This window comes from Bacillus cereus group sp. BceL062 (assembly GCF_051780025.1).
Classification (GTDB): Bacteria; Bacillota; Bacilli; order Bacillales; family Bacillaceae_G; genus Bacillus_A; species Bacillus_A toyonensis.
In genome coordinates this window covers 145,287-170,558 of record NZ_JBPWGY010000008.1, presented here as the reverse complement: position 1 = coordinate 170,558, position 25,272 = coordinate 145,287, and the positions used below count along the sequence as shown (strand labels likewise).

Here is a 25,272-nt window from a genome sequence, read left to right as displayed (position 1 = left end):
CTTATGATTCCAAAAATAGGAGCCCAATAGTGAAAATGCATACCTTCATTTTATTAGCTTGATAGCGATTGTGGTACTATCCCTACATGTTCTGAATAAGGATAAGAAAAAGAACCCTAAGGTTCTTTTTTGTTTTATGTTATTGTTTGTTACTTATAAGTAAAGTTATTTTTTTATTTAAAAAGCATTGGCAAAAATCCTAAAATATCAAAGACAAAGTGGCAAATCCAACTTACCCAAACACTCTTTGAATTTTTCCATATATAATTTAGTGCTAATCTAGCTGGGATTATAGTTATTAATAACTGCATTGGCACGAAACCATAAGCAGGAATATGCCACAAAGCAAACAGAACACTACATATTATTGATGCTGTACCAAATTTCAATCCTAATTTTTGTAATGCAATAATTATATTCGTGCAAATCAACTCTTCGCCCATTAACATAAATGGTACACGGAATAAAATCATAGAAATACTTATTACTCCAGCGACAGAATTTTGAGTTGCTGGTTCAAAAATGTAGTTGAATATTGAGGTGGAACCCATACCCACGACAATTGTTAAAGGTATACCCCAAAGTAATGTCTTAAAATTAAAATGTTTAAATTGCTCTAACGATATTTTCCCTAAAAAATAGTATCCAATAATTCCACATAGTACAAGATTCCATAAAGCTTCAATAATCATTCTTAATAATCCAGGTATACCTCCTACAAATGAAAAAAGTTGATATACAATCCCTGAAATGATTAATAAACCCAAAGCCAAAAGAGCTTTTGAATCAATTTTCTTCTCCGTTTCTATGATCCTTGTTTCCACAACAACCCCTTCTTTCTCATTATTCTGTGAATTGCAAATATATAATAACATATATTTATCCTAGTTAATGGTAATTACAACAAATACAATAACTTTTATTGTACAAGGTATTTCTAATGAAAAAATATTTGGTTTTAAATGTTGGAGATGGACTACTACTATTTTTGGGGCAAGTTTATAAGTTAATAAAAGATTTATGGCAATTTAATGTTTCAAATATTACAAGGATGTTCTCTAAAAACTATGCTTTCTGGCAATATTATGGTTCAAATTTTGGCAAACTTATAATTCAAATCACATATGGTTCCATCTTTTCTTGTCAACTTCACAAATTATTCCTAAAAGAATATCGTAAATTCAATTAATTCTATTTACTTTTAAAATTTAATATAATAATATAACACTTGTCACAAACACATAGGGAAGGAATGGAAAAGATGTTAAAAAAACTAAAAAAAATTATGGTTGTTGCTGCTGCAGCTGTTATGTTATCTGCTGGTTTCGCAACAGTCGCTCCTAAAGAAGCATCAGCGCATTGGTCAGATACCCAAATGAACTGGGCGATGAGAAACGGAATTATCACTGCTTATATGGCAGATAGCCTAGCTACTCGACAAGATATGTGGTTAATGATCACTCGTTATAACCATGGAGGAGCAGTTAATGTAAGTTATGACGATGCTCGTAGACATGTAATAAACAATGGCATATCAGACGGTTCTCGTGGAACCAATTGGATCACACGTAGCGAAGCTGCTGCAATGGTATCACAAATGAGACATTATAGTATGTGGAGTTCAGAAAACGGATTCTATTTCTCAGATCTTCGTGCAAAGCAATTGGGTATCTTTGATGGAACTCGTGGAAATGACTTTGCAACAAGAGCTGAAGTTGTGACTATGCTTTATAATGCACCTTGGTAAAATATAAAAATAGAACTATAAAAAAGGGAGCTACTCATAGAGCAGCTCCCTTTTTCTTGTTATTTCACATACATACATAATGAATCCTCGTTATGCAATATATTACCTTCATACCCTAAACCTTTCATTCCACTTTGGTGTGAGCTTCACAAATTATTCCTAAAAGAATATCACAAATCTCAGTATATCTATTTACTTAAAAAAACAGATGTATTAATATAACAAATGTCATAAACACATAGGGAGGAATGGAAAAGATGTTAAAAAAAATCAAAAAAATTATGGTTGTTACTGCTGCAGCTGTTACGCTATCAGTAGGCTACGCAACAATTGCTCCAAAAGAAGCATCTGCACATTGGGCAGACCCACAGATAAATTGGGCTCTTCAAAATAAAATTATTACTGCTGATATGAGGGACAGCCTAGCAACTCGACAAGACATGTGGTTAATGATGATGCGTAAAGAGTTCAAATATCATAGTGACTATAATTTTAATTCCGCACAAGCTTTTGTTGTTGTACATGGTTATTCAGATGGTTCTAGAGGGACAAACTGGGTGACTCGTAGCGAGGCTGCTGCAATGGCATCATCATTGGCCGGATATAAAAATTTATGGAATCCAGCAACCGGATTCAGCGGGTCAGATAGACGTGCAAAGAAACTTGGTATTTTTGATGGTACACGCGGGAATGAGTTTGCAACAAGAGCTGAAGTTGTAACTATGATATATAATTCTCGTTATGCATAAAGAGATGCTAAAAAAAGGGCTACTCATTACGAGTAGCCCTTTTTACTTTCTATTAATGTATACTTATATAAAATTCATTAGCAGTTACATAGTATGTTTTACCTTTGCTATTGTGTACTTTATATTGTGGCGAACCATTAACACTTACTTTTGTATCAACTATAAATCCTTCACCCGTATTTACCATACCAGCAACATCTCTATCTTGCCAAGATGGAGCATCGTAGAAACGTAGATTGTTAACTTTTGAAACAACACGCTTCCCTACAATAGAAGAATCCACTGTACTTTTCTTATTAAACTTCACATAAGATGGGTCGTTCTTAATCCACTGATTTCCACCAAGATTTAACCAGCCATCCTTTTCCGCCCACACAATATAAGATTCTGGTTTGTTTAGTTGACGAATCTTAGAATAGCTTGTACTTGGTCCTTTACGTAAGTTAACGTTGTAACCTCCAATATAGGCGATACCGTCTGTTACAGCTGTTGGTACTTCTGCTGGTTTAGATGGCTTCTCAGGAACAGAAACATCCACATTAGCATTATTATATGCGCGTTGCACATCTGCTCTGAATTGAGCTTCTGAAACACCATGAGACTTTAAGTAATCAATTGGATCTTCATGGTCTGTACCGCCAAGGTGATGAGTTACATCGCTATGTGTCCATAATCCTTTTTCTACAGATATCTTGTTATCTTTCAAAATTTTCGCTAGAAGTTTTACATACTTTTCATAAGAACGCTTGAATTTTGTATAGTCTGCTGTTTCACATAATTCAACGTGGACAAAGCGCTTATTCGCAGCAGGTCCACCGCCATAAGCAATGTACTTTGTATCCGCAATTTGGATTGTTTCGTTCCAATCGACTGCATAGTGAACAAATGCGTTTCTCCATGTACGAGACTCATATTTTTGAATGTTAATAGCTGGAGCTTCTGGAGTTGCTGTAGAATGGGCTACAACGCCCTCATATGCACCCACGCCATAACGGTATGGTTGTTTAGGTAAATCAGGAATAATAAGTGTTCTATCAGCAAAAGCGCTTGTTGCAATAGATAAAACTAAAATAACCGCAAAGACTACAGAAGAAATATGTTTTAATGTCTTTTTCATTTTTCATCAACATCCTTTTTCATAATTTTTGTGTGATCAAATAATCCGCTTGCTGACAGTCCAACGATGATTCCTTGAAATACATTTGTTTTGATATCTCCGCCCAAAAATAAAACGCCTAGCACAATGCCAAGCGTTACATTCAATAGCGGAACATATTTTGTTTGTAATCCAATTGTTTTTCCGATTTGCGAAAGACCTACTACAATGCCAATCATTACTGTAATTTCAAACATTACATACCACCTCCTTTCAATAAGAAGGCAAGAATAGCTGCGATAATACCACCAACAATACTTTTAACAAGCCAATTTGTATTGTTAAGTATCTTTTCAATATTTTCCTCGATTTTTGCCACTTTGCTTTCTACCACTGCAAGGCGTATCTCAACGTTTTGCATTTTTGTTTTGTTTTCTTCACACTCTTTGCATTTGTCCATTTTGACCACCTCATTTCAAAATAAAAAGAGCAGCGAAATCGCTCCTCTTTGTTATAAAAACCGTATTTTATTTAAAATTAAAAACAGCTCATGGCTGCCCTACTTGTTTACATGTATTTAGTTAATACTGATCTGCAGATAACGCTCCTTCTATCATTCTATTTTCTACTTCTTCCACATGTTCAATTATCACTTCATCAGAAGCCCCTGGGCTCTTTCCGGTTAGCTTTACATAATCTTCGGCACAGATAAGACTTACTTTACCAAAAAGCTCAATCTCGTAAACTTTGCCACCTTTATTGCATAAGTCACATGCAGTAGCAATGCGCATATTCAACGTGCCATCAGGAAGTCCCCAAACTTCAACTTTTGTATCTTCCTTGATACCGCAAAATTCTAGCATATCGTTTGGAATGCTAACGGTGACTTGATTTTCACCTTTCTTCAAATCAACTACTCTACCTAAGAATGGTGACTGTTCATTAGGTGGCATGGGACGCATAAATTTGTCTGGATTCATACCCATCTCCCTCTCTATGTTCTAGAAGTCATTTTTGTGAAATCAACATAATTCCATCTACCATCATGGAAATACCACCCTAAACCTAAGCTACCATTTGTATAATGAATAGAACCTGCATTAGCACCAAAGTATCCACCACATACGTTAATCCCATTACATTCAATCGATTGTGTCGTCGCAATTGGATCTTTTGATTCAATTCGGAATCTATTCTCATTGTTATAAATGTGACCGATGTAACTTCTACGTTCTCCACCGCCACGGGGATAAAAACTGAGTCCCGCACGATCAGTTCCAACGAGTGCCATCATTTCACCATTGCTTATGAGTTCAAGCGGCGCATTCATATAGTTCCATTTGTTCACATGATTGTGATAAATAACATTATCTTTTGTACCAAGTGCAATTGTAGAAAAAGGCAGTGTTCCGTTTACGAGTTGTCCATGTGTTGTATCCCAGTTATAAACGGAAGGAACGTCACCTTCCACCAACTGAACACCTGATACAGCAATTGCTTGCATATTATTTAAGAGCCCCTCGCCAAATAAATCAATATAAACATAACCATTTCCTTCTACATAGTTACTCGGCACAGTGAAGGTTAAAGCGTATCTTACTATTTTCCCAGTTTGAATGCTTGGTGCATCGTAAGTTTTTGATGCTCGTCCAAGCTCCACGGGAGTGTCACCGTTATATTTACCGAATACCGCTCTCATGATTGGCTTGTTTGTAATGTTTACACGATTATCATTGGTAGTTGCTCTAAAATGAGCCGACAATGTGTATTTCTTACCTGGTTTTACCCCTTCAAATAATGTAAATCGAATCCAGTTTCCTAAATCTATCCGCATCGGATTAACCATTGGCTCATAATTGTTAACCACTGGTTTTTCAATATATGGATTAGACATAATTGTCCATGTAGGACTGTATTCGATTTTCAAAAAATTACTATTAAAAGTATTAAAAGAAATGTGTGAAAAGTCATGATCTGGAATGAGATTCTTCCTTGGTGTTACTGAGAATTTCTGCCCAAGCTCATCTTCAAAAAAGAAGTCAGCCATTTTCGCTGTAATACCATTTTTATCAATTGTTACTTTATCACCACTGATTTTAATGACATCAGCGTCGATTCCTTTCGCTGTTAGCCATTGTACGATTGTATCCGCATTGATTTTCAACTTCGCAACATCAATTTGAATCTGTTCTGCTGTCTGGTTAATAGCCGAGATAATATCGCCTTTTTGGACGGTACTAGTAATCGCTTTTTCAGTTACATCAATACGTCCCGCTTGTTTTTCTACATACGCTTTATCCGCATATCTGCCGTCAGCCTGTTGTTTCGTATATACTTCGTTTTTTACTGCAGCAAGACTAATCCCCTGCGCATTGGCGGAAATAAGACGCTCTAATTCAGTTGTTTTCTGATTGTAATCTAGCGTAGCTACTTTCTTTCCCATTTCTTCGATTAATTCATCAGTACCAGCAATATCAGCTGGATTTTCCATAAATGATGATGGTTTCTCGCCAATTTGCAGCATGGGTTGCGCCATCCATAGACGACCATTTTTACGAGCCCAAAACAGCACTTTAACTTTTTTGGTGCCTTCGACTAATAGTCCTACTACATGTGTATGAATCCAGGTACCTTGTGAAATAGTTATTTCTTGCAAGTAATTTTTAATCATTTTATTGTTTACATCGTAACATTGAAGCTCGATAGCAGCTCCGGCATCTATACTTGCTTTGTTATCTGTATAAAAGTAAGCGGAAAAAACATAATTCCATCCAGGCCCAGCGTTTATATAATCGTGTGATGCTCCTTTATACAAATTACTCGCATTACCTGTAGTAATAACACTAAGTGAATTACATCCCTTATAAGTGACTTGTGTATCTCTTGCTGCGTTTGAAGTTAATTGCCAATATTTCGTGTCGTTCTTCCACAAGACATTGCGTAAAACCGTTTGGTTACCAATTCCACCAACATAATCTTCAACATCTTTCATTTTCACAGCTAAATTCAGCGCATCAGAATGTTGTTTGATTGTAGATTGTGTTTCAGTAATTTGTTTACCTTGTGTCGTTTGTGTTTCTTGTAACTTGCTAACGTTTTGAGATATACCTTCAGCGGTTTTTTCTACTGCTGTTACACGTTTATCAAATCCGCTTTGATTATTTTCTACTTTCGTTACTGTTTCTTTGATTCCATTCACACTTTTTTCAATCTCAGTTGTTTTCTTAGTGAATTCATCATTTGTTACTTGATCTTCTGGTGCTAGTGTCCACCCAGTGGCTTTGTCCCCCTTTTCAAGTTTAAAGTTTTGAATAATGATTTTTGTTGTTTTAGCATCTATTCCCCAAAACTCTATTCTTGCTTGTCCAGCGTTACTAGGAGTCTCCTGAATTTTAGTAGTGTAAGTAACCCTTTGAAAATCTTTATTTATGCCTGTATAAACTTTTTGAGCAAAAGTATATTTTGGAGAACCATTAGCACCATAAAATTGAACCCTTCCCTCTGTGTTATCATTCGTGATAATTTTCACTTCGAAACTGAAAGTAACAGTTTGCCCAACTAATGTACTAAACAATGAATTTAAGTCATATTTAAATATTCCATACGCTGAATTTGAAGATACTTGTGTTGTTTCCCAATATTTCGTGTCTGATATTAAATTACGCACTCCTATTTCTTGCTCATCAAATTTCTTTTCTACACTTGTTAACTTCTCACTAATCTTGCCTGCTTGCTCTTTAATTTCAGTTGTTGTTTTCTTCAGATCATTTGCAGTTTGTTGCACATCAGACATTGTCTTTTTTGTGCCTTCCACAGTCTGCTCGACTGTATTTAATTTATTGCTGATATCAGTATCTTTTTTAGTTAACGATTCAATAGATAATTTAAACCCATTGGAATCCTGCTCAAACTTCGTTACCTTCTTATCAATTTCGCCCTGTTTATTTTGCACATCAGAAATGGTACGACTAACACCTTGTAAGCTTTCTTTCACTTCATTAAATTGCCCTGTTGCTTGTTTTTGCGCTTCTTGAACCTTTTGATTTAATTCACTTTTTGTGGTCTCGATATCTTTGCCCACCTGTTCCAATGTTTCTTTCTTAACTGATTCCACATCAGGAACAACAGGATCCCATTTACCATCCTTCCACAATTTCAGAATACCAGGCTTACCTTTGCTGATATCTTGCCACAAAGTTTTTCTATCCTTTAAGTTTTCTGTTGGTGGATTTACGCCTTCAATAATATCAACGGTATTATTCTTCAAGTTTTCAGCCACTTGTTCAGCGATTTTCTTTGCTGCTTCCGATTCTTTTCGAATGGTTTCTGTTTCTTTTACGTTTTCTTGAAGCTTTTTATCTAACATATCTAGTAATTCTTTAGATGCTTTATTTGATAAGCTACCTATGATTTGTGCGTATAACCTATCGATCAGGCTTCGTGTATCTTGAATTTCACGATAATTACCAAAGATATATTTATCTTTCGATGGATCAGTGTCACATTCATCTGCTGCTATTAACCTAGCTTCTAAGAAAAGTGGTGGACTAAACCCTGTATCTTTTATTCGTACCGTATCTCCTTTACGAACCGATTCATGAGATAAACCAAATACTTCTTCAAGTGCTACTGCATTTACTTCATATGAAGTGGAACTATCAATTCGCTTCTTTAATTCTGCTTCAGTTAACTGTTTGAGTCGTTGTTTCGTCATACCTTGATCTTCCGTTTGCGGTGAATAAATATCAAATAAATGTTTTCCATCTTTCGACCAACGTTGTAACGCATCGTTATTTCCTACATAAAGTTTGCCATTGTTTATTTCTTCGAATGTGAGGAATTCACCAGTTTCACTATTTTGTGGACCAACACCTACAAGAGCGGTTACTACATCTTGACTATTCTCAATACGCCGGATGCCTTGTACATCTTTTCCTAACAAGAATTCTTTTCCGTTGTCACGTCCAACCTTTTTTATTAAGTCAACATATCGACCAACAATAAAAGACCCCAGTATTTCTATTCTAAAACGAATCTCAAGTTCAAACGTAGATGCAATTTGTTTTAAGAGATCAAGTGGATTTGTAAAATCCTTAATATTAATAGTACGTATACCGCTATACTCAGTATTTCCGCGTTTCCACTCAGTCCCTTCCAAAGCAAAGTCAACAGACTGATTAATTGTGGATGCTTGTAAGGTCTGTGGTTTAATTACAGTCGCTTTCTTTAGTTTTGTATGTTCACCAAGTGCATAAACCTTTTTCGGACGACCTGTTGTATCTTGTTCTACTTCTGTAATGATGTATGAAACAAAAGTACCATCACGAGTTTGTTTAACAATAAGATTTTGTTGCATGAGTTTGGCAGATTCTTTTGTACCATCAGATACAGTAAATTCAAGCTTGTCTACATTATTCTTAAGCTCCCACTGACGCTTATCATCCCAGTAATGTTGTTCTTTTAAAACTCCAATAATTTGCTCTGTTTTAAAATCCACAATGTGTAATAGATTATTTGCTTTACTCATCTGTAACGCTCCCTATATGTGACATCTACCTGTCCAATGTTGTTTGGGGATATTTCTATTTCATTCTTTCCTTTTTCAATTCGTATATAGTCACTCATAAAATCCTTTATATTTATCGCATCTGCTCCGTTAATACGAATACTTGCATCCGATGAATCGATTTCTACAAGATCTCCTTTTTGAACAATATAAGGTATTTGACGTTCTGTATTGCTATTTACTTTTTGCACTTTAATATCGTGCACGGCTGCAATTAATGACGGTGCATCATTAAACGAACATATATGCACAACAATCTGAGCCACCTTTTTCATAAAGCTATTGCCCGTGTCCCACCATTGGGCGAATCTTTCTGTATGGTAATTTCCTTTTTCATCGATTAAAGCAATATCACCCTGCCAATAATTTCCGACTCGTGCAATGTGTAGACGTCCATAAAAATCATTCCAAGTTGAACGATAATAACCAGTTTCCGCTATAATCAGATGATTGTAGTCACCGTTTCCCGCCATAACTTCACCAAAATTCTCACTAGAATCTCTATATGCATCAAACATACCTACTTTTCCGACCACAACGCTGCTTTCATCTAATAAATAAAGTTCTACACGTCCCATAGTTGCGGGGTTTAAGTTTCGGCATTCAACTATTGCATCAAGTGTAAAATCTTGTAGCGGTCCACCTGTAATGCTTCTTTTTACTGCTGGTCCGTGCCAAAATTGCCCTTGACCGTAATCAGATGGCATGATACGTGCACCATCCGCTATCATCTTCCCTGCTACGCTTCCGTAATCAGAAACAAAATCTTTCCCGACTTCCGTCCAACCTACTAGAGAATTTGCCTTATCATGCATAACCAATTCATATCGACTTATTGGTGTTTCATCTACCTTAACTGGATATCCTATACGAAAATGTTGATCGCCATTTTTATTTATAATATCGATGAATGTGGACGGATTCTCTACCTGTATCTTGAATTTCGGTTCTGAAAATACACTTCCCTCATTCAAAGCATCCATTTTAATCATATTATTTGGTTCTAGTTTTGCTTTTGCGTTTCGAATCGGTCCTAATTTGTAAGGCATTGGACAAATAAATTTAAGCGTTCCTATTCCAAGTGTTACAAATTCATCTGGATCAAAGCTATCATCCACAATTGCTACATACGTTCTGTTTGGTTCTACATCAAAAATAAGTTCTGTTGGTTGATCTGTTATTAGCCAACTTGCAATTTCTTCTTTCAGCTTTTCTAAGTTAGATCCATTAGGCACTATAATTCCTACCGGAATAGATAAAACGCGCATTTCTGTTTGTGTGTTTAACAATCTTGCGCCTGGATATCCTGGAACGTTTAGAAAATTTCGTTTCAATGGTGCCCAAGTAGGTCTTTTCCATCCTTTCGCAATTTGAATAAAGTCTTTACGCATTTTGTTAAATCTAAAAGAACTCATGTTGACACCTCATTTTTCTATAAAGTAAAAGCACCCCCTAAGGAGTGCTTTTACTTAAATTCATTATTCATTTGAAGAACGACTGTTTCCGCAACCTTCTTCAATCGACCAAGGTCTGGTAAATTTTACGGAATGAAAATACTTCCACCCTATATAATGCACCTTCATACGCAGATGTTCCAAATAAACATAGCTTGACTAATCGTAAGAAAAAAACCAAACCTAAAAGGCTGAGTCTCTTTGTTTTTCTCTTTCTTGGTACTCGGTTGTATATCGATACGTACCACGCGCCACATCTCGCCCCTCTATAACAACAGGAACTTCAACAACTAAATCACCGCCAAGCATCGGAATTGTTCCACCGTCAGATGATTCAAATGAGTTATTAAATACTTGATTTGATACACTGCTTGTCATAGCCTGTTTGCTATTTGACATGTTCCCATACACACCACTCATGACAGTCTTTAATCCTGATAATTGACTGACAGAGCTAGCCATCATACGACTCATATCATTCATTAATTGATTTATTTCTCCTGGCATAGCAAATTGTTCTCGAGGCATGGCTGCTACGATGCCTGCACCAATATCTCCAAGTGTCTTCTTATTAAGGGGAAGCACCGCTTCTCGTCCCGCTTCTCCAGCACCTTGAAGTTGTCCACCATTCATTCCGAAAATAGTTGGACGAGTAAAAATACCCCCTTTTGCATTCCATTTCACGCCAATTCCTGACGGATAAGTAATGTCTTTACCTAAAACATTTTTTGTACTAGTTTCTAAGCTAAAGTGTGGCATTGGTGGCATTTCAGGTTTAGGGATTTTTAATTTTAAATCACTAAAGAATCCCTTAATCTTCCCAATAAACTCTTCTACCTTACCAACCGCTTCTTTGATTGGATCGATGATGTTACGTTTAGCCGCATCGAATTTTTCATGTGCTGCATTTTTTATAGCATCAAATTTTTCTTTCGCACTGTTATACATTTCGCCGAATTTTTCTTTCGTAGAATTATAGGCTGAAATAACCGGATCAATAACATATTTATAAACTAACTGCCATGCTGCAAGTGTATAAGATTGGATTTTTGCCCAATTTCCTAATATCCAATTTGCTAAATCATTCAACTTTTCTTTTGTTGCATTCCACAATTCTTGCACTGGTTGGATAACATACTGTTTTACCAGATTCCAAGCTGCTGATGTATATGATTTTATTGTCTCCCATTGTGAATTTAGCCATGAAACTAAATCACTGAATTTTTCTTTTACTAAGTTCCAAGTGTCTACGACTGGTTGAATGATAAACTGCTTAAATAATCCCCATGCTACCTGTGCCACCGCTTTTGCGATTTCCCATTGTGTACCAAGCCAAGTGACCATTTCGCCGATTTGTGCACTTACCCCATTGTAAGCTTCTTGAATCGGTTGAATAATATATTGACAGATTGCCGCCCAGGCAATTTGCGCCCCCGCTTGTATTAATAGCCACCCTGCTTCTAACAAGGTAGAAATTAATGAAATAATTGGATCTAAAACAGTAAGAATTGTATTCCAGGTATCTTGCCAAGCTTGTACGAGTGTTCCCCATAATTCGGATGCTGTTGTAACTAAAGAATTCCACCAGGAAGATGCTGTTTCCACAATTCCAGACCACAAGCTACTGAAGAATTCGCCTATCGGATCAAAGAAACTATGCATCATTTCTGTGAATGAAGCCCAAGCTCCTGAGAAAAATTCAACAATAGAATTCCAGATACTACTACATATCTCGCCTATGCCTGTCCATAAATCATTAAAAAATTGACCTATTGGATCAAACAATGCATGCATTGTTTCTAAAAATGAATTCCACGCTTCACTAGATGATTGAACCATACCGTCCCAAAGTTCTATCAAATATTCTTTAATAGAATTCCAGGTTTCTATTGTCCAATTTTTGATATCGTCCCAGTTTTTATAAATAGCAAAACCTAGAGCAACAATAGCGGCTATGATAATTGGAACAATGGCGACAATCCCAGCTGCTACCAATGCTGAAACTTCTAAAAAGCTCATAACGGTTACAACTATAGGCGCGAGTGCCATGATTGCACCCGATATTATACCAATAGCGGTTGCTACTGCTGCTAATGTCGCTGCCAACTCTGGATTGTTAGAAATCCATTCAGCGAATTTAGAAATAACATCGGCGACAACGCCTAGCAATGGTTCGAGAGCAACTTGTAAATCTTGCATAGCTTTTTGAAATTTCACAGCTGGATTAGCATCCATCTTTTGAACAGATTCATTTAATTGATCTTGGTTTTGCTTTGTCTTATCCTGTGCTTTGTCTACGCCTTTATAAACCGCGAGTAAATTTTTCCCTTGGTCTTCCCATTTTGTTTTAAAGATTTCCATTGAGATAGCATCTTGAAGCGATTTATCCTTAATCCCGTCTATCCATTGCGCAACTTCAGACATAGCTTTCGAGCCAGCTTCCCCTCCGCTAACAACTGCATTTCCCCACTCTTTCATTTTTTCAGCAGAGACATCTGTACCTTCTAGTAATTCAGTCATTGCTTTTGGAACCTCTTGACTAAAGCCTTTAAGATTTAATCGCCCCTCTTTAACCCCATCGTTGAGATTATCGATGTTCCAAGTTTTCGTATCTATTCCCTGTTCAAAAATATATTGGATTTCTTTAGCACTGAACCCAACTTCATGCATTTGCATTCCGTACTCTGCTACTGTATCTAATTGTTCTGGTGGAAATCCTGCTTTTAATAGAGAATTCATTAAAGCTAAAGCTTGATCGTTTGATACTCCTATACCCGCAGCTACTTCATTTGTTTCTTGAATTAACTCAGTAAAATCTACTCCTTCATAAGAGTTAGCAATAACTGCCGCTCCTTTTACAATCGCTGCATTCGCCTCATCACTAGCATTTTTATTTAATGTCCATTGTCTACGAACACCTTCTAAAGATGCCTCAGCATCAACGCCATAAGCGGTAACGCCTCTCACAGCTTCTTCTACTGATTTCTTCGAAGACTCTGGGACATCAAAAGTGATATCAATCTTTGTTTTTAATTTGGACATATCAAGTGCTTTTTCGATTGTCCCGGCAATTCCGCCACCAGCTACCATTGCACCAAGTACGTTTTCTAAGCCTATATCTAATTCTTGAAATTCTCTTTCTGTCCTTTGGGCTTCTTGTTGTAAGTCTCGTAATTCGTTTCGCACTTGTTGTATTGAATTGCCAGCATCCACAGATCGTAGCGCCCGTTGTAATTTTTCAATATCTGCTTCAGTTCCTAATGCTTCACGACCAATAATTCCAATCGCTTGTTCTAGTTGGCGACTTGTAGCTGTTCCGCTTTTAATTGCATTCACAAGACGATTTCCTAATGCTCCTGCAAAATCATCAACGCTTTTTCCTGTAGCTCTAAACAATGTTTCTAATTGCCTTGTGGAACTCGCTACATTCTCTTGTTCAGCCTTCATATTTCCTAGCTTATTTTTAAGACCATTAAGTGACCCTTCTGTAAATTCAATTTCACGCCTGAATGCACGATATTGTTCTTCAGAAATTTTACCGTTTTGAAATTGAGCTTGTACTTGTTGTTCCGCTGCTTTCAATTTATCTAGCTTTTGCGTTGTATTTTCAATCTGTTGTGTAAGTAATTTTTGTTTTTGTGCTAATGCTTCCACATTACCTGGATCAAACTTTAACAGGCGTTCAACATCTTTTAATTCTTTAGCCAAGGCATCACTTTGTTTATTTACATCTTTTAAAGCATTTTGTAACGGTTGAGTATTTCCGCCGATTTCTATCGTAATCCCTTTAATTCTTCCTGCCATTCTCTCACCTCATTTCTTAGAATGCATCGTAATCTTTTTGGTTTGCTTTTCTAACTTTTTCTTTGTCTGGATTCTCCATTTCAGCAAACTCTGCGATGTAATCAAAACAATCACCGATTGTCATGGTTTCTAAGTCCCAATGCGTTAATTTTGCTTTATAACAAAGAGCAAGGAACAAATCAGTGGTTAATTCTTCATCACTGAATGTCCCTTGCTCTCCATTATTTTCTTTTATTTTTTTTTTGCTCCCATAGTGACTTGAACTAGTTCCATTATGTTTGGCATGATTTCTTCAATGGGAAATTCTTCAAAACCGTCAAGCCAAACTATAGGATCAGGAATACTTGGATCAGCCGTTTTAGCGAATAACCAGGTCAAATCATAAACAAGCTCAAAATCCACTTTACTTAAATCAAGATTAGATGTATCGATAGGTTGTTGTGATCCATCTGATGAAGTTAATGTACTAATTGCTCCTAATCCCATCATATCTGCAAATAAATTACGTCTGAATTGTGCTTTATATCGTTTAACTGTTGCTGCTGTACTTTTTAATCTGACTTGTTTTCCATCTATTGAAATTGTCTTTTCCATCTACTTATGCTCCTTTCGGTAATGCAGGTACTTTTGTATACACTTTTTTGTACCAATTATCATAAATCGCTTGTTTTGATTTAGTTGTAGTTTTCGTTTTAACCATACGTTTTCCGTTAATATCAATAGGACTTGATACAAATTTAAGTTCATTTGTATTTGGCTCCGCTGAATTTGTTTTCGTTTTAGATGCAAGTGTTGGGCGACTTGCTGAACAGTTAAACATAACGTGGCGCGTTGCTCGTACATCACCATCAAATTCAAATAATAATGCAAATGATTTTCCTTTCGCATCAGCTAACTCATTTAACACGCCATCTTCCTCGTCTAATTCCTCACCTAATGCATCAACAGCAAATTGTTCCGGAATAGTCGCAATAGATAACGTTCCGTCATACCCTTGGTTGTTACTCGCTGCATAGTAAAGCATGTCATCCGCGTAGAATTCAATTAAATCCCCCCGCGGATCAAACGTTAATTCAACCGCACCTGGCAATGGAATTGGTGTACTAAATGTAACGACACCATCTTTAATATCAAAGAGTGCATAATGGACATTTTTCAAACCAAAGGCTACTTTGTTTTCATTCATTTACATCAACCTCGTTTCATAATTTTTTTGATACAACTTTTCAGATTCAATAAAAGTCCCATACGAATCATAAGGAATTTCATGATCGTCTAGGACTTGTTCAAGCTTGGCTTCTGCAACTAAATCTTTTTTAGTTGTATAAAGCTCTATATTTAAATCATTTATTTTGTGATAGACCTTGTTATCAGCCATGAGATTGGCTGAACCATCCACAAGGAAACAAATATAAGGTGGCGCTGGAACTGGAGTGGTTGGCGTTGCTGTAAAATGCGAATAAACCACAGGATAACCTGTAGCCTCAAGAATTTTTGTTAGTTCACCTAATGTCATTGTTGAACCGCCCTTTCGATACGTCTTGGAAATTCATCAATTACATACTCTTCAACTGGACGAATATGCACATGAGCTGGAACACGTCCGCCACCAACTTTCGCATGTCCCTTTTCTAAAAGATGTGTTAATTGTCCTTTTGTATTGTGGACGACAACGCTATTACCTTCTTTTTTCTTACGCCACCCTTTACGATAAGCACCTGTTTTTTTAGGACCACTTTGTCTTAATTTACTTACAGCAAGATCGGCTACTTCTTCTTGTGCTGTCAACAATTCTTCTTCCACAACATTTGCATATCTTTGTAATTCTTTAGCAAGATCACTCGCAAAATCATTCATATCAAGTATGCTCCTTTGCGATAATAGTCAATGTTTGATACATTTCATCATCATTCATTGGAGGCTCGATAATATCAAAAATACGACCTTTCATATTGATTCGCATTAATTCTGTAATGCCTTTTGTATAAGGAATTACAAACCGATAAATCCGAGTAGCTTGTGAAGCTGAAGCTTCAATATACTCAGACCCTTTTACCGTTTTTATCATCGACCATGCTTTTTTAACTTCTTGCCAATTACCTGTTTCAACTTCTTGATTCAATTCATCTTTTATTACTTCAGGTTGTTCAATAATAATACGATTTCTAAAATCACCTGTATTTAGTGGCTTTTTATACTGAAAAGGACGCATATTAATCACCGCCCAATTTTATTTCTTCTAAAGCTTTTTGAATGCCAAAACTATTAATTTCTGTCAAAAAGTTTTCGGCAAAATACTCTAGTGCATCATTATAAGCATAACGAGAACGTTCAAATACTAATTCTTTGAACGTCTCATCTGTGTTTATGTCATACGATCCACAGTCTTTTATTAAAGCCTCATTGGATGCAAAAAGGATACGCCTCAGGTTATCGTCTTCATCATCACCCAAACGCATCCTATCTTTGAATTGCTGTAATATTTCATTTGAAATTACTGTATCCATTCACATCACCCTTGTGTCGGTGGCGTTACTTCTCCAAGTTTCAATGTATAAACTTGTGAAGTATATTTATCCTTTGGTTTACCTGTAGCATGTTGTTTGGCAATATAAAGTGTTGCATCTTCTAAAGCTAATGTTTCTTCATACTTCTTGATTGGCTCTGTTCCACCCATTGCTGCAATGTACTCCCCTTTAACAAAGAACACCACTTGTCCTTGGGGTACAAATACAGATTCTGTTGGGATTGGATTAAAAGGCAAGCTCGTTACATATACACCTGCCGCATTTTGAATTGTAGCATTTGCTTGAATGTCAAAAGTATCGAATGGATTTGTTACCATAACTACTTTCCCAGCAATATTTTTAGGTCTGTCTGCATCTGTTTTACCATCAGGATTTAATTTTTTAGCCAATAATTTAACTACGCCTTTTAATTCATTAATTGTTTTACGACCTGGTTCAAACGTTAAAGTTCCTGCTGATTTTTTATCTGGATATACTCCATTCACTACACTTCCGCTAGGATCTTTTAATAAGCCAATAGGTTCTTCTTTACCTGTCCCTACTACAAAACCACGTTCTAAACCTACTGACATCGCTTCTGTAATCATAGTACGAACATATCGTTCCACCCATACTGGACCAAGCTTCAACATATCATTTGCTAATGGAATAAATGCTGTTAATTTCAGTTGAGTGATTGATTCTTTTCGGAATGTAGCATTTAATTGCCCTTTAATATCACCAAATAATGGTCCCCATACAGCTGCACCCTCTGGATCTCCATAAATAAATTCTGTCACGGCTCCTAAATTCTCTAAACCGATATGATCTAGCAACGGATGACCTTGAACTAAATCATCAAAAATTCTCTCTTGTGTTGTTTTAGGTAAAGTTTCAGTAGATTTAAAACCACCCTCTTCAACAACAGCATTAAAGAACTTCATTTCTTCACTTGTTAGTACATTAGCACCGCGAGATTGCATTATAGAACGATCTACCATTGATTCATTCACTTGATTTAAAATATCTGCTCGTACATCTGTAGCAAGTGCTCCAATCATAGAATTTAATGCTGCTGTTTGTTCTTCTGGAGTTCCTTCCTGTGTCGCTTTTGCAAAAGCTATTTTTTTCTCTTCGAAATTATCAAACTTAATAACCATATTCTATTTTCCCCCTAAATTTAAAAAGAGCGTACTCAAATTCTGTTTTGTATTAACAGGCTTTTGAATAGGCTCTTTTGGATTTTGATTATTTGGTTGTTTCGTGTACTTTGCTACTAAATCTTCTTTGAAATTTTCTACTACTTCTACTTCTTCATCTTCTTGCGTATCATCAATTTCAATTTCATCAGCAATTTCATCAGCTAAACCAAGAGCAACCGCTTCCTCTGCTGTTAGCCAAGTTTCGTCTTTTAAAAGTTGTTTTAATTCTTCATCTGTTCCAACAAAACGTTTCTTATAAGATCCTGCTAAAGCTGAATCAATCTTTCGTAAATCTCGTGCTGTTTTTTCAAAAAGATCTGCATTTCCATATTCAAAGGTACTTGCTTGGTGAATCATCATCATAGTATTACTAGGCATAATAATTCTATCTCCTGCCATTGCAATTACAGATGCGGCACTAGCCGCCCAACCATCAATATGAACTATAATTTCTGCACTATGCTGCTTTAACTGATTACAGATTGCTACACCATCGAACGCGGAACCTCCACCCGAATTAATATGAACGTGAATTTTTTCTGCTTTAACATCTTGAATTTTTCTTCTTACTGCTTCAGCATTATTTTCACTAAACCATCCACCAATTGACCCATAAACAGTTAATTTGTATTCATTTTCACCTTTAGCTTCAAAACGAATATCTCGTTTTAAATTCAAAAGCTTATTCATATTCACATGATCCATTATTTCTCACCCCCTTCAGATTCATTTAATTTTGTATAATTCTTCGTAATATGGTGGATATTTAGGTTTGGATCATCAGAATCTTCATAATCTACTTCTGATCGAATTTCATTTCCTGTAAATGCACTTGAAGAAATAAGTTTATCAATACTTGTCGCAAGATCAAATATACTTTGATAGGAAACAGCCTTAACCTCAATTCTTCGTCCCGAAAGATATTCACTCATTTCAAAGAATTTAACGTTCGCTTCATCAGATAGCTTTTTTAATAATGGCCGTACTGTAAAAAGCATATAATTTTTCGTTTGCTTTTCTACATCAGCCATTTCCCCATATATCAGAGCTGTTGGAATACCAAATGCCATAGCTACTTGATTTAAGAAACCATTTGTTACTTTATTAATTTCTTCCACACTTGGGCCATTCGCAACACCGTTGTATATCTCGTTATAATTAATACCCTTTTGTTGTGGGACAATAGCTATATCTTTTGAGCCAATCGACTTATACATGTTGTCTATAAACTCTTGTAACTTCGCTATTTGTTCTTCTGTTTTAGCACCAATCATATCCATATCAACCGTGCCACGAACTTGATTTTTACGCTTCTGTGAGTTTAATATCCTACCAAATAAATCTCCGTAATCCGCAAATAATCCATCGATAAGTGGAGATAATTTATCATTTCGATACTTTAAGTGAATTACTTCGCTTTGTTTAAAACTTCTCTTAAACGTGTAATCTTTTACTGTTACATCTGTGAAAGTATCTTCATATACAGCATATTCGTTATGCTGAAATCCATCGGCAATAAGTAGATCACCATCATCAGCTTGTATGACTAAGCATTCATTATCATAAATAAGTTTACGAATAAATCTTTCCCAGAAGGTACTTGCGGTCATATTCTTATTCGGTCTAACGTTTAGTCGATAATAAAGTTCATTCTTCTCAAATGTTTTACCGTTTCTTACCCTGAATTCAGATTGACTAATCGTTCTTCCTAGAAAAGATACGCATGTATCAAGTGCTAATCGTTTCATGTGAAGCCTATTTGCTGTATCAGCAATCAAATCCAGATCTAGCATAAATTCTAGTTCTTTATTTCTTTTAAATACTGAGCCTAACCATCCAATGGTTATCACCCCTTTTATTAGAATTTAATGTTACCTATAACAAAATCAGTTGCTTCTTGTATCTCATCCGCCCGATAAAGAGCATGAACGAAACACTGAAACCCATCTGTTTTTCGACGAACGGGCTCTTTCTTTTCATATATTTTATTTCCATCAGCTTTGATAACAACCAATACATTTTGCGTATACCAACGCATTAGCGGATTATCATCAAAAACAATTTGTTTATTTGCAAATGCCATTTCAATACGTGGAGCTAATAAACTATGAATTGCTTTTGGGTTTCGTATAACTTCTATTTCAAACCCCTCTGCTACTAATAATGGCCTTATTGCTTCCATTCTGAAGTTATCAGCTATAATCTTTTTAACCCCATATTGTTCTCTCATTTCTACAAACCAATCAACAATGTGTTGAGGATTAATAGTTGGTTCATCCACAACTGTTAGTAAACCTTGCTCTTCCCATTCTTTTATTGGAGCAAATTTTTGTTTTTTAAACTCACCCGCTTTTTTAGAATATCCATAATAGATATCAACAAATTCTTTTCGAACAAAGGAATGAGTTTTAAAAATGTATTCACCATTTTGTCTAAATAAAAGACCACATGCTGCAAAGTCTCGAATACTTGCAAAGTCTAATGCCCCTATGCATTCTTGAGCATATAAATCAGGAAATGGACGATTTGTAGCAAGAATTTCTGACCATTTCGCAACAGATCGCTCCAAATTTGTAACCGGCAAGTTCATTCGTTTTGTCATGAACTCTTCTCGGTTGCTTGGATCATCCTCTAAATCCTCGTATTCTTCTTTTATCGTTTCAAGTAATCCTTCAGCATACTCACTTAAAGGATGAGATAACATTGGATTCGCCATTTCCCAATTATCGATATCATCGACTTCTTTTTCATCATTTAATTTACAGATGAATGGAAATATAGCATTTGGACGGGCTTCACCATTTAAAACTTTCATTGCTTTTTCTTTTTGCTTATCTAAAAATCCGTCTCGTACATACCCGTCTGTACCAATGTAAAATTCGCGTGGATTTTTCTTTTTCCCTAAGCCACTAATGTGGACTCGAACATCTTTATTGCTTTCATATTGATGTATTTCATCAAATACAACCGCGCCATCACGCAAACCATCTTTTGTATCTCCATTAGACGTTCTAAACTTCAATATACTTCCTGTAGCTTTAGAGACAGTTTGAGTTAATGTAGTTTTAAATGCTCGTTGCAATATTTCATTTCGTTTGACGCATTTATGAACTTCATCTGGACTGGTTTTCGCCTGCTCTTCACTGTTTGCAACAACGGAAATGTTATACTCCGGGATACCATGCATTTCACTAATTAAAAAATGAATGATGACTGATATTAATCCGTTTTTACCACCACCACGTCCAAGCATCCATAAGAATTTACGATAAAATACACGTCCGTTTTTCTTATAAAACAAAAAAACGAATGCTATTAAGAATTTCTGAAATGCTTGCAACGGGAAGTACCATTTCTCTCCAAAGCGGATACACTTCTCAATCATTTCATCATCAAAATACAAATCGTCTCTGTTCAAAACATATTTTTCTAGATAGTCAATTAACAGTTCTCTTTCTTTGTTGAACTTTATTTTCCCACTCCTATAAAGCTCAATATATTCATCTACATACTTTTGCCTGATCATATTAAATCACTTGGACTGTATCCCGTATTAGAAGCACCCACTTTAGGAACGAATTTTATATCTCTTCCTAAAGCAATTAAAGAACTGTTAATTTTATTCCTCTCACTTATAAGAGGGTGGGCTTTAACAAAAACTTGAGAACCATTTTTTACTGTTACAGATTCGCCTTCTTTATTAATGGTTTTATTTATTTTTCTAAATGCTTTGACCAGATCAATGTATCTTTCTACTTTTTCAACTTCGACTAAATCTGTGATATCAATGCTATTCATGAGCTGTTCTTTTAACCTCACAATACTAACAGCCATCTCCTCACCCCCCTTACGTGCGTAAAATCGAAAAAAACCTGACAGTTAACCCCCTCCTCCGGTGCCCCTTTGAGCAATTTTTGCTGAAATATTTTAAGGGGGGGATTATTATCATCGATTCATTTTTACCACTTTTCATCGTGTTCCCATTTATTTTGTTTCTTTTTGAATGTTCTTCCGTGTTCTTTATTATGACAATCCACACATACTGTTTCGAGATTATCTATTTCTAATGCAAGTTCTGGATGATGTTCGATTTCTTTTATATGATGGACAACGAGTTGTATCTTCTTACGCTTTGCACTCTCACTGTACTCATTGGTATCAGTTTGTACACGACCGTTTCGTTTACACTCTTGGCACTCATAGTTGTCACGCTTCTTTACTTGTTCACGTATACTCTTCCACTCACCACTGTCATAGAACTTACGCTTCTGTTGTTTGGTTTTATATTCATTCACTATCCGTTACCTCAATCACACCTGTATCAATTCGCTTCTCTCTATGTTGAATATCAAGGCACTTCTCACAGTAGAAAGTAACAGAAACATCTACACCATAACGATTAACATCAGAATAAAAAGAAGTAGTCTCACTATCTAACATTTGATACTTATGCTCACACATCTATATCACTCCTTACTCTCTAGGAATGCATCCATAATTTTATCAAGCAAACTAATCATCGCTTCTCTTCTTTGCTTTGGCGTCGTATTATCCTCCATTGCATTAAAGACTGGGATTGCACTTTCTAATTTCTGTTTATCGATTCGTTCGTTTACAAGATCTTGTCCAAGCAATGGAATTAATGTACCAATTACAACCGCATGTTCTTGTTTATTTAGCTTTAATTGATTCATCATTCATCCCTCCAAAGTAAAAAGCACCCGAATGGATGCTTTTCTATCAATCATTTATTTATGTTTCAATTGTGGTACGTGAAGTTTTATTCCTCTTCCAATCACCTAATGTCGCTACATTCATTCGCTCCAACAATATTAAGTAACTGGAAGAAGAGCAAAAGCTCTCCTTAATAACGGAATCATTCAATCGTTACCATCTGCTGGTTTCGGATTTTATGTGCCGTCATTATGAAACCGTTTAGACAACATATAGATTATAAAGGAATCTTTATGAGTTATGTTTTCCGCCACTTCTCACAATACAAATATAACACGCTAATTCCAAAACAACCGGCACATATACTGCCAAAAAGCGGTCACAACTCTGCCACTACTTCCACATCTTTCTATTCTGTATTTGAAACTATAGTTTGAACTACTTTTTCGTTTTCACACCATCTTTTAACAACATAAATAATTTGAATGATTTCTAGCTCTTTTTCCTTATCGAGTGTTGTTTTACTCCTATATATCATTTTTTATTTGCCAATGTTGTATATTCTACTTCTACAATTACAGCAGGATATACAAGACTATTGATAGTTTTTATAGGAATATATAATCCATCGTCACCATTTTAAGCCGCCAGGTATCTCGCCCTCTTCTTCCTTAGATTTTTCCTACAACTTCAATAAAAAAACTCATGTTTCTCTTTCTGTAAATCTTATTAGAATAATATATTATTAAATTCGTATATTGAGCACAATAAAATTTCATAGAAGTATACACCTTATAAAAATATCTCCTATTAATAAATTTTTATAAATAAATTTCTATAAATAAATTTCAAAAACTAGTATACATGCTTATACATAAATGAAAAAAACGAATATATTGACATTGAAAGATTTTAAAAATCTAAATTTATTTTAAAAAGGAGATTAGATAATATGAGTGAACAATGCCCAATTAACGTACCTTGTGAGGTAAATGGACAAACTCAAACACCATTAAGTGATGCAGCTGCAACACCAATTCTTACTCCAGGAGCACCCATTGTAAAAATCCCAGTTGTTTTAGCAGAAAGAACGATTCAAATTGTTGTAGAATCTGATATTTCATTAGATCCTCCAGCAGTTGAAATCAAACGCATTTTAAAAAATGCATTTTTAACACAATGTAAGTTAGTTCCTGTAGCATTTACTCCAGTACCAGGTACACCTTACCGCCGAGTTACAAGAGCAAAATTATTTGTACAAGGATATATTCGTAAAAACATTGAATACGCAAATGATGAGTGTAATGGAGTTCTATATGATCGCATTGCAAATGTTCCATTTTCCGGTTTTGCGGATTTAACAGCTGGTGATTTTCTATCACAAGCTTTAGTAGCTTCTTCCTCAGATACTACATCTCACTTTATTAATCCTAAAAATGGTGATTTACCACGTTTAGACAAATACTTCTTCGAAAATACAGTGTTTTATAATGAACAACCGTATTGCGAATTAGTCAGCGCTCAATTTTTCGAATTAGACTTTTCTCCTTGTCCAACAGAATTAAACGAGCCATTTGAAACTCTTCGTGAAAAAATTGTACTAGATCTTACTTTAAAAGTTTTACAAGTACAACAAGTACAAGTATAAAACAAAGAAGCACTCAAATTGAGTGCTTCTTTGTTTTATAAATTTGTAAATAAGAGAACTTCTAAACGTTCAAAATTAACCTACTTAAAAAGAACACCAATGTCCATTTTGGTGTTCTTGAAAAAGAAAACTATAAAATAAAGTAAACTGAAATAAGTGAGTGAAACCTATTCCGATACTATATTATATGCTTGACTAACATTTATAGTGTTAAAAATTTCAAATTATATATCATTATTAATAAAAGATCAAAAGCGAAATTCTCTTTAGCATTAAATTTTGAGTTCTTTACCAAACAGACGACTCCAAAATGACTTTTTTGTCCTGATTTCTTAAGTTGATGGGCGTGCTGTCTTACCTCTGCTTTTTTACCTGTATTAATAAAATGTGCATTGACTACCAATGCTATAATCACTCCTATAAATCCTAAAATCGGTGCAACTTTAGTTATTATCATGTTCACGTTACTTCTCACATATTAAATAGTGCAATTCCATATCTACCATCGTAATTTCATCATATAAATTCTTTTCCCAGTTACCCATATCTTATATTTTGTGTAACTAAGCCAAACGTTACAGCCCTTGATATTGATAGCTTCATAGCACTTTCTCTTTTGAGTTACACAACATAATAAAAATGAGTAACCGTATAGAATAGGATAGCACCACATGGTCATCAAGTTAAAGGTTTAATGTACCAGCAATTAGGAAGATTTTATTCTGTAAGGTTGATAGTGATAGGATACAGCCAACATTTCGGAAGCTTTGTATGTTAGACGAATTTTAACCTAAAAAAGTCGAATTCTTGTACGTGAAGTGCAGT

26 protein-coding genes are annotated in these 25,272 nt (G+C 35.5%); 3 read left to right on the top strand and 23 right to left on the bottom strand.

Features of this window, described 5'->3' with window-relative positions; genetic code table 11:
• Window positions 1–173: 173 nt before the first annotated feature.
• A complete protein-coding gene (locus ACS2MN_RS19530) occupies window positions 174–824 on the bottom strand; it encodes a CPBP family glutamic-type intramembrane protease (RefSeq protein ID WP_140154027.1) in 651 nt (216 codons plus the stop codon).
• Between the two features lie 437 nt (window positions 825–1,261).
• Between ACS2MN_RS19530 and ACS2MN_RS19525 the strand changes: the two genes are divergently transcribed.
• Both ACS2MN_RS19525 and ACS2MN_RS19520 read left to right on the top strand, forming a co-directional pair.
• Window positions 1,262–1,747: a protein phosphatase 2C gene (locus ACS2MN_RS19525; RefSeq protein WP_438894757.1), complete on the top strand. Its 486-nt coding sequence runs from the start codon at window positions 1,262–1,264 to the stop codon at window positions 1,745–1,747.
• Between the two features lie 248 nt (window positions 1,748–1,995).
• On the top strand, window positions 1,996–2,496 hold the full coding sequence (locus ACS2MN_RS19520) for a protein phosphatase 2C (protein ID WP_098106217.1): 501 nt from the start codon (window positions 1,996–1,998) through the stop codon (window positions 2,494–2,496).
• 52 nt (window positions 2,497–2,548) lie between these two features.
• Here ACS2MN_RS19520 and ACS2MN_RS19515 read toward each other — a convergent pair whose 3' ends face one another.
• From ACS2MN_RS19515 to ACS2MN_RS19415, 21 genes are all read right to left on the bottom strand, one after another.
• Window positions 2,549–3,613, bottom strand: a complete 1,065-nt coding sequence (locus tag ACS2MN_RS19515; protein WP_438894756.1) for an N-acetylmuramoyl-L-alanine amidase — start codon at window positions 3,611–3,613, stop codon at window positions 2,549–2,551.
• Window positions 3,610–3,849: a holin gene (locus tag ACS2MN_RS19510; protein ID WP_098126548.1), complete on the bottom strand. Its 240-nt coding sequence runs from the start codon at window positions 3,847–3,849 to the stop codon at window positions 3,610–3,612. The genes ACS2MN_RS19515 and ACS2MN_RS19510 overlap by 4 nt, the downstream gene beginning before the upstream one ends.
• Window positions 3,849–4,052: a hemolysin XhlA family protein gene (locus tag ACS2MN_RS19505; RefSeq protein WP_085450198.1), complete on the bottom strand. Its 204-nt coding sequence runs from the start codon at window positions 4,050–4,052 to the stop codon at window positions 3,849–3,851. The genes ACS2MN_RS19510 and ACS2MN_RS19505 overlap by 1 nt, the downstream gene beginning before the upstream one ends.
• Window positions 4,053–4,173: 121 nt before the next feature.
• On the bottom strand, window positions 4,174–4,572 hold the full coding sequence (locus tag ACS2MN_RS19500; RefSeq protein WP_098188559.1) for a hypothetical protein: 399 nt from the start codon (window positions 4,570–4,572) through the stop codon (window positions 4,174–4,176).
• 14 nt (window positions 4,573–4,586) lie between these two features.
• Window positions 4,587–9,119: a phage tail spike protein gene (locus tag ACS2MN_RS19495; protein ID WP_438894755.1), complete on the bottom strand. Its 4,533-nt coding sequence runs from the start codon at window positions 9,117–9,119 to the stop codon at window positions 4,587–4,589.
• On the bottom strand, window positions 9,116–10,573 hold the full coding sequence (locus ACS2MN_RS19490; RefSeq protein ID WP_438894754.1) for a distal tail protein Dit: 1,458 nt from the start codon (window positions 10,571–10,573) through the stop codon (window positions 9,116–9,118). The genes ACS2MN_RS19495 and ACS2MN_RS19490 overlap by 4 nt, the downstream gene beginning before the upstream one ends.
• A 222-nt stretch (window positions 10,574–10,795) precedes the next feature.
• Complete coding sequence (locus ACS2MN_RS19485; protein ID WP_438894753.1) at window positions 10,796–14,416, bottom strand: DUF2207 domain-containing protein; 3,621 nt, start codon at window positions 14,414–14,416, stop codon at window positions 10,796–10,798.
• 231 nt (window positions 14,417–14,647) lie between these two features.
• Window positions 14,648–15,010: a hypothetical protein gene (locus ACS2MN_RS19480; RefSeq protein WP_103590971.1), complete on the bottom strand. Its 363-nt coding sequence runs from the start codon at window positions 15,008–15,010 to the stop codon at window positions 14,648–14,650.
• Between the two features lie 4 nt (window positions 15,011–15,014).
• Window positions 15,015–15,602, bottom strand: a complete 588-nt coding sequence (locus ACS2MN_RS19475) for a major tail protein (protein ID WP_001004909.1) — start codon at window positions 15,600–15,602, stop codon at window positions 15,015–15,017.
• On the bottom strand, window positions 15,603–15,932 hold the full coding sequence (locus ACS2MN_RS19470; protein WP_103590972.1) for a hypothetical protein: 330 nt from the start codon (window positions 15,930–15,932) through the stop codon (window positions 15,603–15,605).
• Window positions 15,929–16,273 carry an HK97 gp10 family phage protein gene (locus tag ACS2MN_RS19465; protein ID WP_438894752.1) on the bottom strand — a complete coding sequence of 115 codons (345 nt, stop codon included), beginning with the start codon at window positions 16,271–16,273 and terminating at the stop codon, window positions 15,929–15,931. Before ACS2MN_RS19465 ends, ACS2MN_RS19470 begins: the two co-directional genes overlap by 4 nt.
• 1 nt (window position 16,274) lies before the next feature.
• Window positions 16,275–16,628, bottom strand: a complete 354-nt coding sequence (locus ACS2MN_RS19460; protein WP_098806549.1) for a phage head closure protein — start codon at window positions 16,626–16,628, stop codon at window positions 16,275–16,277.
• Between the two features lies 1 nt (window position 16,629).
• On the bottom strand, window positions 16,630–16,923 hold the full coding sequence (locus ACS2MN_RS19455; RefSeq protein ID WP_438894751.1) for a hypothetical protein: 294 nt from the start codon (window positions 16,921–16,923) through the stop codon (window positions 16,630–16,632).
• A gap of 5 nt (window positions 16,924–16,928) precedes the next feature.
• A complete protein-coding gene (locus ACS2MN_RS19450) occupies window positions 16,929–18,083 on the bottom strand; it encodes a phage major capsid protein (RefSeq protein ID WP_438894750.1) in 1,155 nt (384 codons plus the stop codon).
• 3 nt (window positions 18,084–18,086) lie between these two features.
• Window positions 18,087–18,830, bottom strand: a complete 744-nt coding sequence (locus tag ACS2MN_RS19445) for a head maturation protease, ClpP-related (RefSeq protein WP_099003542.1) — start codon at window positions 18,828–18,830, stop codon at window positions 18,087–18,089.
• Window positions 18,830–19,975, bottom strand: coding sequence for a phage portal protein (locus tag ACS2MN_RS19440; protein ID WP_346994752.1), 1,146 nt, complete (start codon window positions 19,973–19,975; stop codon window positions 18,830–18,832). Before ACS2MN_RS19440 ends, ACS2MN_RS19445 begins: the two co-directional genes overlap by 1 nt.
• An 8-nt stretch (window positions 19,976–19,983) precedes the next feature.
• Window positions 19,984–21,651 carry a terminase TerL endonuclease subunit gene (locus tag ACS2MN_RS19435; protein WP_438894749.1) on the bottom strand — a complete coding sequence of 556 codons (1,668 nt, stop codon included), beginning with the start codon at window positions 21,649–21,651 and terminating at the stop codon, window positions 19,984–19,986.
• Window positions 21,648–21,959: a P27 family phage terminase small subunit gene (locus ACS2MN_RS19430; RefSeq protein WP_000301149.1), complete on the bottom strand. Its 312-nt coding sequence runs from the start codon at window positions 21,957–21,959 to the stop codon at window positions 21,648–21,650. Before ACS2MN_RS19430 ends, ACS2MN_RS19435 begins: the two co-directional genes overlap by 4 nt.
• A gap of 125 nt (window positions 21,960–22,084) precedes the next feature.
• Complete coding sequence (locus tag ACS2MN_RS19425; RefSeq protein ID WP_438894748.1) at window positions 22,085–22,420, bottom strand: HNH endonuclease; 336 nt, start codon at window positions 22,418–22,420, stop codon at window positions 22,085–22,087.
• Complete coding sequence (locus tag ACS2MN_RS19420) at window positions 22,413–22,586, bottom strand: hypothetical protein (protein WP_438894747.1); 174 nt, start codon at window positions 22,584–22,586, stop codon at window positions 22,413–22,415. The genes ACS2MN_RS19425 and ACS2MN_RS19420 overlap by 8 nt, the downstream gene beginning before the upstream one ends.
• A gap of 5 nt (window positions 22,587–22,591) precedes the next feature.
• Window positions 22,592–22,822: a hypothetical protein gene (locus ACS2MN_RS19415; protein ID WP_015000875.1), complete on the bottom strand. Its 231-nt coding sequence runs from the start codon at window positions 22,820–22,822 to the stop codon at window positions 22,592–22,594.
• 929 nt (window positions 22,823–23,751) lie between these two features.
• Between ACS2MN_RS19415 and ACS2MN_RS19410 the strand changes: the two genes are divergently transcribed.
• A complete protein-coding gene (locus ACS2MN_RS19410; RefSeq protein ID WP_103590977.1) occupies window positions 23,752–24,447 on the top strand; it encodes a CsxC family protein in 696 nt (231 codons plus the stop codon).
• Between the two features lie 202 nt (window positions 24,448–24,649).
• On the opposite strand, the gene ACS2MN_RS19405 is transcribed toward ACS2MN_RS19410, so the two are convergent.
• Window positions 24,650–24,904 (bottom strand): hypothetical protein, encoded by a 255-nt coding sequence (locus ACS2MN_RS19405; protein ID WP_438894746.1) that lies wholly within the window; start codon window positions 24,902–24,904, stop codon window positions 24,650–24,652.
• Window positions 24,905–25,272: the final 368 nt, after the last annotated feature.